The sequence below is a fragment of the Pseudomonas fulva NBRC 16637 = DSM 17717 genome (genome assembly GCF_000730565.1).
Classification (GTDB): Bacteria; Pseudomonadota; Gammaproteobacteria; order Pseudomonadales; family Pseudomonadaceae; genus Aquipseudomonas; species Aquipseudomonas fulva.
In genome coordinates this window covers 142,553-158,988 of record NZ_BBIQ01000012.1, presented here as the reverse complement: position 1 = coordinate 158,988, position 16,436 = coordinate 142,553, and the positions used below count along the sequence as shown (strand labels likewise).

General features: G+C 57.4%; 12 protein-coding genes, 4 tRNA genes and 1 rRNA gene. All 17 read left to right on the top strand.

The features are described from left to right. Positions 1 to 87 precede the first annotated feature (87 nt). The 17 genes from rrf (at position 88) to rpoC (ending at position 16,301) form a co-directional block, all read left to right on the top strand. A 5S ribosomal RNA gene (gene rrf, locus PFU01S_RS13890) occupies positions 88 to 203 on the top strand. 224 nt (positions 204 to 427) lie between these two features. After that, a complete protein-coding gene (gene birA, locus PFU01S_RS13885) occupies positions 428 to 1,387 on the top strand; it encodes a bifunctional biotin--[acetyl-CoA-carboxylase] ligase/biotin operon repressor BirA (RefSeq protein ID WP_027915761.1) in 960 nt (319 codons plus the stop codon). Continuing rightward, on the top strand, positions 1,377 to 2,126 hold the full coding sequence (locus PFU01S_RS13880) for a pantothenate kinase (RefSeq protein ID WP_027915760.1): 750 nt from the start codon (positions 1,377 to 1,379) through the stop codon (positions 2,124 to 2,126). The genes birA and PFU01S_RS13880 overlap by 11 nt, the downstream gene beginning before the upstream one ends. Before the next feature lie 7 nt (positions 2,127 to 2,133). Further along, positions 2,134 to 2,559, top strand: coding sequence for a hypothetical protein (locus PFU01S_RS13875; protein WP_028687945.1), 426 nt, complete (start codon positions 2,134 to 2,136; stop codon positions 2,557 to 2,559). A 152-nt stretch (positions 2,560 to 2,711) separates the two neighbouring features. Then, a tRNA-Tyr gene (locus PFU01S_RS13870) sits at positions 2,712 to 2,795 on the top strand. A 24-nt stretch (positions 2,796 to 2,819) separates the two neighbouring features. Next, a tRNA-Gly gene (locus PFU01S_RS13865) sits at positions 2,820 to 2,893 on the top strand. 29 nt (positions 2,894 to 2,922) lie between these two features. Continuing rightward, positions 2,923 to 2,998: transfer RNA gene (locus PFU01S_RS13860), tRNA-Thr, on the top strand. Between the two features lie 78 nt (positions 2,999 to 3,076). Next, the gene (gene tuf / locus PFU01S_RS13855; protein ID WP_038411791.1) at positions 3,077 to 4,270 is read left to right on the top strand and encodes an elongation factor Tu; all 1,194 of its coding nucleotides are present in this window, start codon (positions 3,077 to 3,079) and stop codon (positions 4,268 to 4,270) included. A 54-nt stretch (positions 4,271 to 4,324) separates the two neighbouring features. Then, positions 4,325 to 4,400, top strand: a tRNA-Trp gene (locus PFU01S_RS13850). A 44-nt stretch (positions 4,401 to 4,444) separates the two neighbouring features. Beyond that, on the top strand, positions 4,445 to 4,813 hold the full coding sequence (gene secE, locus PFU01S_RS13845; RefSeq protein ID WP_028687922.1) for a preprotein translocase subunit SecE: 369 nt from the start codon (positions 4,445 to 4,447) through the stop codon (positions 4,811 to 4,813). 9 nt (positions 4,814 to 4,822) lie between these two features. Beyond that, entirely contained in the window at positions 4,823 to 5,356 is a 534-nt protein-coding gene (nusG, locus tag PFU01S_RS13840) for a transcription termination/antitermination protein NusG (RefSeq protein ID WP_003255501.1), read from the top strand. Positions 5,357 to 5,475: 119 nt separating this feature from the next. Then, positions 5,476 to 5,907 (top strand): 50S ribosomal protein L11, encoded by a 432-nt coding sequence (gene rplK / locus PFU01S_RS13835; protein WP_027915748.1) that lies wholly within the window; start codon positions 5,476 to 5,478, stop codon positions 5,905 to 5,907. Then, positions 5,907 to 6,602, top strand: a complete 696-nt coding sequence (rplA, locus tag PFU01S_RS13830; RefSeq protein ID WP_027915749.1) for a 50S ribosomal protein L1 — start codon at positions 5,907 to 5,909, stop codon at positions 6,600 to 6,602. The genes rplK and rplA overlap by 1 nt, the downstream gene beginning before the upstream one ends. A gap of 197 nt (positions 6,603 to 6,799) precedes the next feature. After that, on the top strand, positions 6,800 to 7,300 hold the full coding sequence (rplJ, locus tag PFU01S_RS13825) for a 50S ribosomal protein L10 (protein ID WP_016715872.1): 501 nt from the start codon (positions 6,800 to 6,802) through the stop codon (positions 7,298 to 7,300). Positions 7,301 to 7,378: 78 nt separating this feature from the next. Next, on the top strand, positions 7,379 to 7,744 hold the full coding sequence (gene rplL / locus PFU01S_RS13820) for a 50S ribosomal protein L7/L12 (RefSeq protein ID WP_003255496.1): 366 nt from the start codon (positions 7,379 to 7,381) through the stop codon (positions 7,742 to 7,744). A 219-nt stretch (positions 7,745 to 7,963) separates the two neighbouring features. Beyond that, on the top strand, positions 7,964 to 12,037 hold the full coding sequence (rpoB, locus tag PFU01S_RS13815) for a DNA-directed RNA polymerase subunit beta (RefSeq protein ID WP_023535525.1): 4,074 nt from the start codon (positions 7,964 to 7,966) through the stop codon (positions 12,035 to 12,037). A gap of 64 nt (positions 12,038 to 12,101) precedes the next feature. Then, positions 12,102 to 16,301, top strand: a complete 4,200-nt coding sequence (gene rpoC / locus PFU01S_RS13810; protein WP_023535526.1) for a DNA-directed RNA polymerase subunit beta' — start codon at positions 12,102 to 12,104, stop codon at positions 16,299 to 16,301. The last annotated feature ends 135 nt before the right edge of the window (positions 16,302 to 16,436 follow it).

Below are 16,436 nucleotides of genomic sequence, written 5' to 3'. Positions count from 1 at the left end.
GATGAACCGAAAGTTCGCAACGCATCACAAACATCACATATCCGAATTCGCTGGGCTGTCCAACAGGACATTCTGGCTACAGAATTTCTTGACGACCATAGAGCATTGGAACCACCTGATCCCATCCCGAACTCAGTAGTGAAACGATGCATCGCCGATGGTAGTGTGGGGTTTCCCCATGTGAGAGTAGGTCATCGTCAAGATTCATTTCGCAAAACCCCTATCTGCGTATGCAGGTAGGGGTTTTGTCTTTGCGTCTCAGACAAACCCGCCGGCATTGCTCCTGTGAAGGGCGCGAGGGCCGGCGGTCTGGTATCTGAGCGGGAGCTGTGCAGCGCACCCGGCTGCCCCCAATCGCAAGCCCTTGTCCTATGCAAGGCAATCCCCCATAGCTATCATGCCAGCCTCATTCGAAGTCGAGACGCGCATGCTGAAGTTGTTGAATCTCCTCAAGGATGGCCGATTCCATTCCGGAGAAGCTCTGGGGGCGGCTCTGGGCGTCAGTCGCAGTGCGGTGTGGAAGCAGCTGCAGCACTTGGAAAGCGAGCTGAACCTCAGTATCCACAAGGTACGTGGCCGTGGCTATCAGCTAGCTTCACCGTTGGTGCTGCTGGACGGTGCGGCGATCGCGGGCCATGCAGAGGCGGCGCCCTGGCCCACATTCATCCATGAGTCCATCGATTCGACCAATGCCGAAGGTATGCGCCTGGCGGCTAACGGGCAACTGGCGCCCTTCGTGGTATTGGCGGAGCAGCAGAGTGCCGGTCGCGGGCGACGCGGTCGGCAATGGATCAGCCCTTTCGCGCAAAACCTATACTTCAGTCTGGTGCTGCGCATTGACGGTGGCATGCGTCAGCTTGAGGGGCTGAGCCTTGTCGTGGGATTGGCGGTCATGCGCACATTGCAGACATTCGGGGTAAAGAATGTAGGCGTGAAGTGGCCTAACGACGTGCTGGTCGATGGTCAGAAGATAACGGGCATTTTGCTTGAGCTGATCGGTGATCCGGCAGACGTATGCCATGTGGTTCTGGGAATTGGCATAAACGTGAATATGCAGGCCAATACGCAGGTGGATCAACGATGGACCTCCATGCGTCGAGAATTAGGAGCGTCTGTAGACCGCAACCATTTAGTGGCGGTGCTGAGCCACCACTTGGAGCATGAGCTGGGGCGTCACCGCCGTTATGGGTTTGCGGCTTTTCAGGAAGAGTGGGAGCAAGCGCACCTCTGGCAGGGGCGCAATGTAACGCTCATTGCCGGAGCCACCCAGGTACAAGGAGTGGTCGCGGGCGTGGACGGGCAGGGCGGTTTGCGCATGCGCGTGGATGGCGTGGAGAAAGTCTTCAGCGGCGGCGAGCTTAGTTTGAGGTTGAGTGATGATTCTTGAGCTCGATTGCGGTAACAGCTTCATCAAATGGCGGGTAATTCATCTTCACGATGCAATGATTGTGGGTGGCGGGATCGTGGATTCCGACCAGACACTCATGGACCAGATCAGAGTGCTGGCAGGCGTTCAGATTACGGCTTGTCGTATCGTCAGCGTGCGCAGTGAGGAAGAAACCGACGCCTTGACGACCCTGATTGCCCAGGTATTTGCCGTCCAGGCTCAAGTCGCACAGTCAGCGCCGGAGATGGCGGGCGTGCGCAACGGCTATGCGGATTATCAGCGCCTCGGGATGGATCGTTGGCTGGCAACACTGGGCGCATTTCACCTGGCCAAGGGCGCTTGCCTCGTCATTGACCTGGGCACTGCGGCCAAAGCAGACTTCGTCGCCGCAAACGGCGAGCATCTAGGCGGCTATATCTGTCCAGGCATGCCGCTGATGCGTAGCCAACTGCGCACGCACACGCGCCGTATTCGCTATGACGATGCATCCGCCGAGCGTGCATTGGTCAGCTTGACCCCGGGTCGCTCGACGGTGGAGGCGGTCGAGCGAGGCTGCGTGCTGATGCTGCAAGGCTTCGTACGCACACAACTTGAGCAGGCGCGTGAAATATGGGGTGAGGATTTTACTGTTTTCCTGACGGGAGGGGACGCCCCGCTAGTCAAGGACTCGTTGCCTGACGCGCGCGTGGTGCCTGACTTGGTCTTTGTAGGCTTGGCCATGGCCTGCCCACTGAATTGAGGTGCCTATGCGCTGGTTGTTCTTGTTGCTGCTGATCCTTAACGGTGTGTACTACGTCTGGAATCAACAGGAGGCGCCGCTCAAGGTCAAGGATGTAACGCCGCTTTCGCTTTATAAAGGCAGTCAGCAGGACATTCGCCTATTGCGGGAAGCAGGCGTGGCGGCACCTGAGCGACGTCGCGAGGAGTGCCTCATAGTCGGAGGCGCAATGACGCCCGATACGCTTGAGTCGCTTCGTCAGCGGCTGACCAGCCTGGACATCGCCACGGCCCAGGTCCGAGGGCAGGTCGCAGGTGCCCAAGGGCGTTGGCTGAAAGTAGAGCCTGCAAGTGAGCGTTTGTTGGACCCAGCGACCCTCGACTCGCTTTCCAATGATTTCAAAGACTTAAAACATCAAATTATTTTCTGCCAGGGTATTGCAACTGGTGAATAGCTTGATAGAATGGCGCCCGCTTCGCAGGGAACACCACTCAGGTGGTTGAGTTGCAAGCAGTGTCACAGTAGCTAAGTTTCAGATTTGATTGAAAAAATTTGAAAAAGCGCTTGACACTAGGACGGCAGATGAATAAAATGCCGGCCACATCTGGAGGGATTCCCGAGCGGCCAAAGGGGACGGACTGTAAATCCGTTGCGAGAGCTTCGAAGGTTCGAATCCTTCTCCCTCCACCAGTTTTAGCGAGAGCCGCAAGCCTCGCGGGTATAGTTTAGTGGTAGAACCTCAGCCTTCCAAGCTGATGATGCGGGTTCGATTCCCGCTACCCGCTCCAAGTTTGCTGGTTATTGCACAATGTGTTTCGCTCTTGTAGCTCAGTTGGTAGAGCACACCCTTGGTAAGGGTGAGGTCAGCGGTTCAAGTCCGCTCAAGAGCTCCATATAAACAAGGCAGATATGAAAATATCTGCCTTTGTTTTATCAGCGCAAGACTATTTCTTCTGCGGAGGATTGTATCGATGGCTAAGGAAAAGTTTGATCGTTCCCTTCCCCACGTTAACGTCGGCACTATCGGCCACGTTGACCACGGTAAGACCACTCTGACCGCAGCTCTGACTCGCGTCTGCTCCGAAGTATTCGGTTCGGCAGTCGTTGAGTTCGACAAGATCGACTCGGCTCCGGAAGAAAAAGCGCGCGGTATCACCATCAACACCGCTCACGTTGAGTACAACTCGACAATTCGTCACTACGCTCACGTTGACTGCCCAGGTCACGCTGACTACGTGAAGAACATGATCACCGGTGCTGCCCAGATGGACGGCGCGATCCTGGTTTGCTCGGCCGCCGATGGTCCGATGCCACAAACCCGTGAGCACATCCTGCTGTCCCGTCAGGTTGGCGTTCCGTACATCGTGGTCTTCCTGAACAAGGCTGACCTGGTAGACGACGCTGAGCTGCTGGAACTGGTCGAGATGGAAGTTCGCGACCTGCTGTCCACCTACGACTTCCCAGGCGACGACACCCCGATCATCATCGGTTCGGCTCGTATGGCGCTGGAAGGCAAAGACGACAACGAAATGGGCACTACCGCTGTTAAGAAGCTGGTAGAAACTCTGGATTCCTACATCCCTGAGCCAGTTCGTGCCATCGACCAGCCTTTCCTGATGCCGATCGAAGACGTATTCTCGATCTCGGGTCGTGGTACCGTTGTAACCGGTCGTATCGAGCGTGGTATCGTCCGCGTGCAGGATCCGCTGGAAATCGTTGGCCTGCGTGACACCACCACCACCACCTGCACCGGTGTTGAGATGTTCCGCAAGCTGCTGGACGAAGGCCGTGCTGGCGAGAACTGCGGCGTTCTGCTGCGTGGTACCAAGCGTGACGACGTTGAGCGTGGCCAGGTTCTGGTCAAGCCAGGTTCGGTCAAGCCGCACACCAAGTTCACCGCAGAAGTCTACGTTCTGTCGAAAGAAGAAGGCGGTCGTCACACTCCGTTCTTCAAAGGCTACCGTCCTCAGTTCTACTTCCGTACCACTGACGTGACCGGTAACTGCGAACTGCCGGAAGGCGTTGAAATGGTAATGCCAGGTGACAACATTCAGATGACTGTTACCCTGATCAAGACCATCGCAATGGAAGACGGTCTGCGCTTCGCTATCCGTGAAGGCGGTCGTACCGTCGGCGCCGGCGTCGTAGCCAAAATTATTGAATAAGTAGTTGATTTACTTGATTGGGCCGGTATAATAGCCGGCCTGATACAGCGTTACAGGTCAGTAGCTCAATTGGCAGAGCGACGGTCTCCAAAACCGTAGGTTGGGGGTTCGATTCCCTCCTGACCTGCCATTTCACCTCGGTGTGATGGCTTTCTTCTTACAGGATCCTCCTCGATGACCCCCAAAACTGAAGCCCAAGAATCGCGTTTTGATCTGTTCAAGTGGCTGGCTGTAGTGGCTTTGGTGGTTGTTGGTGTAGTGGGTAATCAGTATTACTCCGCTGCTCCAATTCTGTACCGCGTACTCGCACTTCTTGCTCTGGCTGCTGTTGCAGGCTTCGTTGCCTTGCAGACCGCGAAGGGTAAGTCGTTCTTTATGCTGGCCAAGGAAGCGCGTACCGAGATTCGTAAAGTCGTATGGCCGACCCGCCAAGAAACCACCCAGACCACGCTGATTGTTGTGGCTGTCGTGCTGGTTATGGCTCTGCTGTTGTGGGGGCTCGATTCCCTGCTCGGCTGGGCGGTCTCCTTGATCGTAGGCTAAAGGTGCCCCGTGGCTAAGCGTTGGTATGTTGTGCATGCTTACTCGGGTTACGAGAAGCATGTGATGCGCTCCCTGATCGAGCGCGTCAAGCTGGCTGGCATGGAAGACGGTTTCGGCGAGATCCTGGTTCCGACCGAAGAAGTCGTTGAAATGCGTAATGGCCAGAAGCGCAAGAGTGAACGCAAGTTCTTCCCGGGCTACGTGTTGGTCCAGATGGAAATGAACGAAGGGACTTGGCACTTGGTCAAGGATACCCCGCGCGTGATGGGCTTTATCGGTGGTACGGCAGACAAGCCCGCACCCATCACTGATAAAGAAGCTGAGGCAATCCTGCGTCGCGTTGCCGACGGCAGTGACAAGCCGAAGCCTAAGACGCTGTTCGAGCCAGGTGAAGTGGTTCGAGTCATTGACGGTCCGTTCGCAGACTTCAATGGTAGTGTCGAAGAGGTTAACTACGAAAAGAGCCGCCTGCAGGTTGCAGTGCTTATTTTCGGTCGCTCTACGCCTGTGGAGCTCGAGTTCAGCCAGGTCGAAAAGGTCTAGGCGGACGAAGCATCCCATACCCCGCAGCCCTGTGTGCTGCGGGGTTTTGTCGTCACTGGGATAAAACGCAAGTCATCCGGGGAGCCAATAGGCGTTCGTACCCGATATTGGAGTAGCTCATGGCTAAGAAGATTCAGGCTTACATCAAGCTGCAAGTTAAGGCCGGCCAGGCCAACCCAAGCCCACCCGTTGGTCCAGCACTGGGCCAACATGGTGTGAACATCATGGAATTCTGCAAGGCCTTCAACGCCCGTACCCAGGGTCAAGAAGCCGGCCTGCCGACTCCAGTGATCATCACTGTATACAGCGACCGTAGCTTCACCTTCGAGACCAAGAGCACCCCTGCCTCGGTTCTGCTGAAGAAAGCTGCTGGCCTGACCAGTGGTTCGGCTCGCCCGAACACCGTTAAAGTCGGTACCGTTACCCGCGCTCAGCTGGAAGAAATCGCCAAGGCTAAACAAGCCGACCTGACTTCCGCTGACCTGGACGCAGCTGTACGCACCATCGCTGGCTCTGCCCGCAGCATGGGCTTGAACGTGGAGGGTGTGTAATGGCTAAGCTGACCAAGCGCCAAAAGGCAATCGCCGAAAAAATCGAAGCCGGCAAGGCCTACAACTTCGAAGAAGCGGCAACTCTGCTGGCTTCCCTGCCAGCCGCCAAGTTCGTCGAGTCTTACGACATCGCGGTAAACCTCGGTGTAGACCCACGTAAATCCGACCAGGTCGTTCGTAGCGCTACCGTGCTGCCACACGGCACTGGCAAGACTGTACGTGTTGCTGTCTTCACCCAGGGTCCAGCTGCTGAAGCCGCTCTGGCTGCCGGCGCTGACCGCGTAGGTATGGACGATCTGGCTGCTGAAATGAAAGGCGGCGACCTGAACTATGACGTCGTCATCGCATCGCCTGATGCCATGCGTGTCGTAGGTCAGCTGGGTCAGGTTCTGGGCCCACGTGGCCTGATGCCTAACCCGAAGGTTGGTACCGTAACTCCAGACGTAGCCACTGCCGTGAAAAACGCCAAGGCTGGTCAGGTTCGCTACCGTACCGACAAAAACGGTATCATTCACACTTCCGTTGGCAAAATCGGCTTCGAAGCCGGCAAGCTGAAGGAAAACGTTGAAGCACTGATCGCTGACCTCAAGCGTATCAAGCCAGCTTCTTCGAAAGGTATCTACGTCAAGCGCGTTACCCTGAGCACCACTATGGGCCCAGGTCTGGTCATCGATCAGAGCTCGCTGGACGTGTAAGAACATGGTGGTGTGACCTGTCACGCCACCAGCAAAAATTGGGGTCCCTGCCTGGCGGGGGCTATCCAAGACCGTAGGCGGCGCAAGCCTTAAAACACCAGCCCACGCAGATGGTGCTCCCGATTCGTTACCGAATCAGACACCAAAACGACATCCGGCTTCGGCCAGATGAAACGGTAAAAACCAGGAGTAAACCCGTGGCAATTAAACTCGAAGACAAGAAGGCCATCGTCGCTGAAGTCAACGAGGCTGCCAAAGTCGCTCTGTCCGCTGTCGTGGCCGATGCCCGTGGTGTGACTGTAAGCGCAATGACCGGACTCCGTAAAGAGGCCCGCGAAGCTGGCGTATACGTGCGTGTCGTACGTAACACCCTGCTCAAGCGCGCTGTTGAAGGCACCGAATTTTCGATCCTCAACGATGCGTTCAAAGGCCCGACCCTGATTGCTTTCTCCAACGAACACCCGGGCGCTGCTGCTCGTCTGTTCAAAGAGTTCGCCAAGGGTCAGGACAAGTTCGAGATCAAGGCAGCTGCGTTTGACGGCAATTTCATTGCAGCGAACCAGATCGACGTGTTGGCTACCCTGCCGACCCGCGACGAAGCTATTGCAAAACTGATGAGCGTGATCCAAGGCGCTACCAGCAAGCTGGCTCGTACTCTGGCAGCCATTCGCGACCAGAAAGAAGCTACCGCTGCCTAAGGCAAGCGAAACTCTTTCAAAATCATTCGTTTAATTTGATGGCTGCGTAGGCTGTCACCCCAATACAGGATTTAAGTCATGTCCCTGACTAACGAGCAAATCATCGAAGCAATCGGCCAGAAAACCGTTCTGGAAGTTGTTGAGCTGATCAAAGCTATGGAAGAAACCTTCGGCGTTACCGCTGCTGTTGCCGCTGCTGGCCCAGCTGCTGCTGCTGCCGTTGTTGAAGAGCAGACCGAGTTCAACGTTGTTCTGGTTGAAGCTGGCGACAAGAAAGTGAACGTGATCAAGGCCGTTCGCGAACTGACCGGTCTTGGCCTGAAAGAAGCCAAAGAGAAAGTCGATGGCGCTCCTCAGGTTGTAGCTGAAGGCGTTTCGAAAGAAGCCGCTGAAGACGCTAAGAAGAAGCTGGAAGAAGCAGGCGCTAAAGTCGAGCTGAAGTAATCTCGACCTTGCGACGCCAGTCCGAGCGTTGAGCAAAGGGCTGATGGCTGGTGGCTTATGCCACCGGCCTTTTTCCGTTATTGGCGGTCGGTCAGGCCGGCCCCGATAACAAGCTGCAAGACACCCATGTGGGTGGCGCAAACCAAGGGTTTGCACGATTTTCTGGCTGCTCCCGCCGGGAGAAGCCAAACAAGCAGGTGACCAAGCTGGGGAACGCTGATGGCTTACTCATACACTGAGAAAAAACGTATCCGCAAGGACTTTAGCAAGTTGCCGGACGTGATGGATGTGCCTTACCTCCTGGCCATCCAGCTGGATTCGTATCGCGAATTCCTGCAAGCGGGAGCATCCAAGGATCAGTTCCGCGACGTCGGTCTGCATGCGGCCTTCAAATCGGTATTCCCGATCATCAGCTACTCCGGCAATGCTGCCTTGGAGTACGTAGGCTATCGCCTGGGCGAACCCGCCTTCGATGTGAAGGAATGTGTCCTGCGTGGCGTGACCTTCGCGGTCCCACTGCGGGTCAAGGTGCGCCTGATCATCTTCGACAAGGAATCGTCGAACAAAGCGATCAAGGACATCAAAGAGCAAGAAGTCTACATGGGTGAAATTCCCCTGATGACTGAGAACGGTACCTTCGTAATCAACGGTACCGAGCGTGTGATCGTTTCCCAGCTGCACCGCTCGCCGGGTGTGTTCTTCGACCACGACCGTGGCAAGACTCACAGCTCGGGCAAGCTGCTGTACTCCGCTCGCATCATTCCTTACCGCGGTTCCTGGTTGGACTTCGAGTTCGACCCGAAGGACTGCGTATTCGTGCGTATCGACCGTCGCCGCAAACTGCCGGCTTCCGTCCTGCTGCGCGCGCTGGGCTACAGCACTGAAGAAGTGCTGAACACCTTCTACACCACCAACGTGTTCCATGTTTCCGGCGAGAACCTCAGCCTGGAACTGGTGCCACAGCGTCTGCGTGGTGAAGTCGCGGTCATGGACATCCATGACGAAAACGGCAAGGTCATCGTCGAGCAAGGCCGCCGCATCACCGCGCGCCATATCAATCAGCTCGAAAAAGCCGGTGTCAAACAGCTCGACGTGCCGATGGAATACGTCCTGGGCCGTACGACTGCCAAGGCCATCGTGCACCCTGCAACCGGCGAGATCATTGCCGAGTGCAACACCGAGCTGACGACCGAACTGCTGGTCAAAGTCGCCAAGGCACAGGTAGTCCGTATCGAGACCCTGTACACCAACGACATCGATTGCGGTCCGTTCATCTCCGATACCTTGAAGATCGACACCACCAGCAACCAACTGGAAGCTCTGGTCGAAATCTACCGCATGATGCGTCCAGGTGAGCCGCCGACCAAGGATGCTGCCGAGACCCTGTTCAACAACCTGTTCTTCAGTGCCGAGCGTTACGACCTGTCCGCCGTCGGCCGTATGAAGTTCAACCGTCGTATCGGTCGCACCGAAATCGAAGGTTCGGGCGTGCTGAGCAAGGAAGATATCGTCGAGGTTCTGAAGACCCTGGTCGATATCCGTAACGGCAAAGGCATCGTCGACGACATCGACCACCTGGGTAACCGTCGCGTACGTTGCGTCGGCGAAATGGCCGAGAACCAGTTCCGTGTAGGCCTGGTGCGTGTAGAGCGTGCGGTCAAGGAACGTCTGTCGATGGCTGAAAGCGAAGGCCTGATGCCTCAGGACCTGATCAACGCCAAGCCGGTTGCGGCGGCGGTGAAAGAGTTCTTCGGTTCCAGCCAGCTTTCGCAGTTCATGGACCAGAACAACCCGCTCTCCGAGATCACCCACAAGCGCCGTGTTTCCGCACTCGGCCCTGGCGGTCTGACCCGTGAGCGTGCTGGCTTCGAAGTTCGTGACGTACACCCGACCCACTACGGCCGCGTGTGCCCGATCGAAACCCCTGAAGGTCCGAACATCGGTCTGATCAACTCCCTGGCTGCGTATGCTCGCACCAACCAGTACGGCTTCCTGGAAAGCCCGTACCGTGTGGTGAAGGAAGGCGTTGTCAGCGACGACATCGTATTCCTGTCCGCCATCGAAGAGGCCGATCACGTGATCGCCCAGGCTTCGGCCGCGATGAACGACAAGAAGCAGCTGATCGATGAGCTGGTCGCTGTGCGTCACCTGAACGAATTCACCGTCAAGGCGCCGGAAGACGTCACCCTGATGGACGTTTCGCCCAAGCAGGTAGTCTCGGTCGCCGCGTCGCTGATTCCATTCCTCGAGCACGACGACGCCAACCGTGCGTTGATGGGCTCGAACATGCAGCGTCAGGCTGTACCGACCCTGCGTGCCGACAAGCCGCTGGTAGGTACCGGCATGGAGCGCAACGTTGCCCGTGACTCCGGTGTCTGCGTAGTTGCCCGCCGCGGTGGCGTGATCGACTCGGTCGACGCCAGCCGTATCGTGGTCCGTGTAGCGGATGACGAAGTGGAAACCGGCGAGGCAGGTGTAGATATCTACAACCTGACCAAGTACACCCGTTCGAACCAGAACACCTGCATCAACCAGCGTCCGCTGGTGAGCAAAGGTGACAAGGTGCAGCGCGGCGATATCATGGCCGATGGCCCGTCCACCGACATGGGTGAGCTGGCGCTGGGTCAGAACATGCGCATCGCGTTCATGGCGTGGAACGGCTTCAACTTCGAAGACTCCATCTGCCTTTCCGAGCGTGTGGTTCAGGAAGATCGCTTCACCACGATCCACATCCAGGAACTGACCTGTGTGGCCCGTGACACCAAGCTTGGCCCAGAAGAGATCACTGCAGACATCCCGAACGTGGGTGAGGCTGCACTGAACAAGCTGGACGAAGCCGGTATCGTTTATGTAGGTGCCGAAGTTGGCGCTGGTGACATCCTGGTCGGCAAGGTAACGCCAAAAGGCGAAACCCAGCTCACCCCTGAAGAAAAACTGCTGCGCGCGATCTTCGGCGAAAAAGCCAGCGACGTTAAAGACACTTCCCTGCGCGTGCCTACCGGCACCAAGGGTACTGTCATCGACGTTCAGGTCTTCACCCGTGATGGCGTCGAGCGTGACAGCCGTGCGCTGGCCATCGAGAAGATGCAGCTCGACGAGATCCGCAAGGACCTCAACGAGGAATTCCGCATCGTCGAAGGCGCGACCTTCGAGCGTCTGCGCTCTGCGCTGGATGGTCAGGTGGTCGACGGTGGTGCAGGCCTCAAAAAAGGCACTGTCATCACTGATGAAGTCCTCGCCGGTCTGGAGCACGGTCAGTGGTTCAAACTGCGCATGGCCGAGGATGCACTGAACGAGCAGCTGGAAAAAGCTCAGCAGTACATCGTCGACCGTCGCCGACTGCTGGACGACAAGTTCGAAGACAAGAAGCGCAAGCTGCAACAGGGCGATGACCTGGCACCAGGCGTTCTGAAAATCGTCAAGGTTTACCTGGCAATCCGCCGTCGCATCCAGCCGGGTGACAAGATGGCCGGTCGTCACGGTAACAAAGGTGTCGTCTCGGTGATCATGCCGGTCGAAGACATGCCGCATGACGCCAATGGCACACCGGTCGATGTCGTACTGAACCCGCTGGGTGTACCTTCGCGTATGAACGTGGGTCAGATTCTGGAAACCCACCTGGGCCTCGCGGCCAAGGGTCTGGGTGAAAAGATCGATCGCATGATCGAAGAACAGCGCAAGGCCGCAGAGCTGCGCGTGTTCCTGACCGAGGTCTACAACGAGATCGGTGGTCGTCAGGAAAGCCTCGACGAGTTCAGCGATGAAGAAATTCTCGCCCTGGCTCACAACCTGAAGAAAGGCGTGCCAATGGCAACGCCAGTATTCGACGGTGCGAAAGAGAGCGAGATCAAGGCCATGCTGAAGCTGGCCGATCTGCCTGAGAGCGGCCAGATGGTGCTGTTCGATGGCCGTACCGGCAACAAGTTCGAGCGTCCTGTGACCGTTGGTTACATGTACATGCTGAAGCTGAACCACTTGGTGGACGACAAGATGCACGCGCGTTCCACTGGTTCTTACAGCCTGGTTACCCAGCAGCCGCTGGGTGGTAAGGCGCAGTTCGGTGGTCAGCGTTTCGGGGAGATGGAAGTGTGGGCGCTGGAAGCATACGGCGCGGCATACACCCTGCAAGAAATGCTCACAGTGAAGTCGGACGACGTGAACGGCCGTACCAAGATGTACAAGAACATCGTGGATGGCGATCACCGTATGGAGCCGGGCATGCCCGAGTCCTTCAACGTGTTGATCAAAGAGATCCGTTCGCTCGGTATCGATATCGATCTGGAAACCGAATAACACGTGACGTGAAGGGGAGTGGGGCAGGCAGTGCCCGCTCCCTGCTCCGCCAGGAGGAAAGGCCTTGAAAGACCTACTGAATTTGCTGAAAAACCAGGGTCAAGTCGAAGAGTTCGACGCCATCCGCATCGGTCTGGCGTCACCAGAGATGATCCGTTCGTGGTCGTTCGGTGAAGTTAAGAAGCCGGAAACCATCAACTACCGTACGTTCAAACCAGAACGTGACGGCCTGTTCTGCGCCAAGATCTTTGGCCCAGTCAAGGACTACGAGTGCCTGTGCGGTAAGTACAAGCGCCTGAAGCATCGTGGCGTTATCTGCGAGAAGTGCGGCGTTGAAGTTGCCCTCGCCAAGGTCCGTCGTGAGCGCATGGCTCACATCGAGCTGGCTTCGCCTGTCGCACACATCTGGTTCCTGAAGTCGCTGCCGTCCCGTATCGGCTTGCTGATGGACATGACCCTGCGTGATATCGAGCGCGTGCTCTACTTCGAGAGCTACGTCGTTATCGATCCAGGCATGACTACGCTTGAAAAAGGCCAGCTGCTCAACGACGAGCAGTACTTCGAAGCGCTGGAAGAGTTCGGTGACGACTTCGACGCCCGCATGGGTGCCGAGGCTGTCCGCGAGCTGCTGCACGCTATCGACCTGGAGCACGAGATCGGTCGCCTGCGTGAAGAGATTCCGCAGACCAACTCGGAAACCAAGATCAAGAAGCTGTCCAAGCGCCTGAAGCTCATGGAAGCCTTCCAGGGCTCCGGCAACCTGCCTGAGTGGATGGTCCTGACCGTCCTGCCAGTGCTGCCGCCGGACCTGCGTCCGCTGGTACCGTTGGATGGCGGCCGCTTCGCGACCTCCGACCTGAACGACCTGTACCGTCGGGTGATCAACCGTAACAACCGTCTCAAGCGCCTGCTGGATCTATCGGCGCCGGACATCATCGTGCGCAACGAAAAGCGCATGCTGCAGGAAGCGGTCGACGCCCTGCTGGACAACGGCCGTCGCGGTCGCGCCATCACTGGCTCGAACAAGCGTCCGCTGAAGTCCCTGGCCGACATGATCAAAGGTAAGCAAGGTCGCTTCCGTCAGAACCTGCTCGGTAAGCGTGTGGACTACTCCGGTCGTTCGGTCATTACCGTAGGCCCGACCCTGCGTCTGCACCAGTGCGGTCTGCCGAAGAAAATGGCCCTGGAGCTGTTCAAGCCGTTCATTTTCGGCAAGCTGGAAATGCGTGGTCTGGCGACCACCATCAAGGCTGCCAAGAAGATGGTCGAGCGCGAGCTGCCAGAGGTGTGGGACGTTCTCGCCGAAGTGATTCGCGAACACCCCGTATTGCTGAACCGTGCACCGACCCTGCACCGTCTGGGTATCCAGGCATTCGAGCCGGTCCTGATCGAAGGCAAGGCCATCCAGCTCCACCCGCTGGTCTGCGCTGCGTACAACGCCGACTTCGACGGTGACCAGATGGCCGTTCACGTGCCGCTGACGCTGGAAGCTCAGCTCGAAGCGCGTGCGCTGATGATGTCGACCAACAACATCCTGTCGCCAGCCAACGGTGAGCCAATCATCGTTCCGTCGCAGGACGTCGTACTGGGTCTGTACTACATGACCCGTGAGGCCATCAACGCCAAGGGCGAGGGTCGTGTCTTTGCCGACCTGCAGGAAGTCGACCGCGTATTCCGCGCTGGCGAAGCTGCCCTGCACGCGAAAATCAAGGTTCGTATCAACGAGACCGTGAAAGACCGTGATGGCAGCGTCACCAAGAACACCCGCATCGTCGACACCACCGTTGGCCGTGCGCTGCTGTTCCAGGTTGTACCTGCTGGCCTGCCTTACGATGTCGTCAACCAGCCAATGAAGAAAAAGGCGATCTCCAAGCTGATCAACCAGTGCTACCGCGTGGTTGGTCTGAAAGAGACCGTCATCTTCGCTGACCAGCTGATGTACACCGGTTTCGCCTACTCGACCATCTCCGGTGTTTCCATCGGTGTGAACGACTTCGTCATTCCGGATGAGAAGGCGCGCATTATCGGTACGGCTACCGATGAAGTGAAGGAAATCGAAAGTCAGTACGCCTCCGGCCTGGTCACCCAGGGCGAGAAGTACAACAAGGTCATCGACTTGTGGTCCAAGGCGAACGACGAAGTGTCCAAGGCGATGATGGCCAACCTCTCGAAAGAGAAGGTCATCGACCGCGAGGGCAATGAAGTCGACCAGGAATCGTTCAACTCGATGTACATGATGGCTGACTCGGGTGCGCGTGGTTCTGCTGCCCAGATCCGTCAGCTGGCGGGTATGCGTGGTCTGATGGCCAAGCCGGACGGCTCCATCATCGAGACGCCGATCACCGCGAACTTCCGTGAAGGTCTGAGCGTACTCCAGTACTTCATCTCGACTCACGGTGCTCGTAAGGGTCTGGCGGATACCGCACTGAAGACCGCGAACTCCGGTTACCTGACCCGTCGTCTGGTAGACGTGGCGCAGGACCTGGTGGTGACCGAGATCGATTGCGGCACCGACCAAGGCCTGGTCATGACCCCGCACATCGAAGGCGGCGACGTTGTCGAGCCGCTGGGTGAGCGTGTTCTGGGTCGTGTCATCGCCCGTGACGTGTTCAAGCCGGGCACCGAGGACGTCATCGTTCCTGCCGGTACGCTGGTAGACGAGAAATGGGTCGAGTTCATCGAGCTGAACAGCATCGACGAAGTGGTCGTGCGCTCGCCGATCAGCTGCGAAACCCGCTTCGGTATTTGCGCCAAGTGCTACGGTCGTGACCTGGCGCGCGGTCACCAGGTGAACATCGGTGAAGCGGTCGGCGTCATCGCCGCCCAGTCCATCGGTGAGCCTGGTACCCAGCTGACCATGCGTACGTTCCACATCGGTGGTGCTGCAAGCCGGACCTCGGCTGCTGACAGCGTTCAGGTGAAGAATGGCGGTATGGTACGTCTGCATAACCTGAAGCAGGTTGAGCGCGCAGACGGTAACCTGGTTGCCGTATCGCGTTCGGGCGAGTTGGCCATTGCCGACGAATTTGGTCGTGAGCGTGAGCGTTACAAGCTGCCGTACGGCGCTGTGATTTCGGTCAAGGAAGGTGACAAGGTCGAAGCTGGCGCCATCGTCGCCAAGTGGGACCCGCACACCCACCCGATCGTGACTGAACTCAAAGGTACCGTGACCTTCGTGGGCATGGAAGAAAACATCACCATCAAGCGTCAGACCGATGAACTCACCGGCCTGACCAACATTGAAGTGTTGGACGTCAAGGATCGCCCTGCCGCAGGCAAGGAAATCCGTCCGGCCATCAAGATGGTGGATGCGTCTGGTAAGGACCTGTACCTGCCGGGTACCGATGTACCTGCCCAGTACTTCCTGCCGGCTAACGCCTTGGTTGGCGTGGCCGACGGTGCACAGATCGGTGTCGGTGACGTTATTGCGCGTATTCCGCAAGAAACGTCCAAAACCCGTGACATCACCGGTGGTCTGCCACGTGTTGCCGACTTGTTCGAAGCGCGTCGTCCGAAGGAAGCGTCGATTCTGGCTGAAGTCAGCGGTACCATCGCCTTCGGTAAAGAAACCAAGGGCAAGCGTCGCCTGGTGATCACTCCGACCGACGGTAGCGATCCTTACGAAGAGCTGATTCCGAAGTGGCGTCACCTGAACGTCTTCGAAGGTGAGCAGGTAAACCGCGGCGAAGTTATCTCCGACGGCCCAAGCGATCCGCACGACATCCTCCGTCTGCTGGGTGTCAGCGCACTCGCCAAGTACATCGTCAACGAGATTCAGGACGTTTATCGTCTACAAGGCGTTAAGATCAACGACAAGCACATCGAGACCATCCTGCGCCAGATGCTGCGCAAGGTCGAGATTTCCGAGTCGGGCGATTCCAGCTTCATCAAGGGCGACCAGATGGAACTGACTCAGGTACTGGTAGAGAACGAGCGTCTCGCCGGCGAGGACAAGTTCATCTCCAAGTTCACCCGTGTGCTGCTGGGTATCACCAAGGCGTCGCTGTCGACCGAGTCGTTCATTTCCGCGGCTTCCTTCCAGGAAACCACCCGCGTACTGACCGAAGCGGCCGTGACTGGCAAGCGCGACTACCTGCGTGGTCTGAAAGAGAACGTGGTCGTGGGTCGCCTGATCCCGGCTGGTACGGGTCTGGCTTACCACAGCGAGCGCAAGCGTCGCCGTGATGCAGACAAGCCGCTGCGTGTGAGCGCCAGTGAGGTGGAAGCCGCACTGACCGAAGCACTGAACTCCAGCGGTAACTGAGTACAGGGCAGGGCCCCGGTTTACCCCGGACGGTCGTCGGCGACATGAAATGTTGCCGATGATCGGGCGGGGAGGGCCGGGGCCTTGTCTTGACTGGGTGCAAGATCCTCTTTAGACTTTTGTACCCTTAAATTT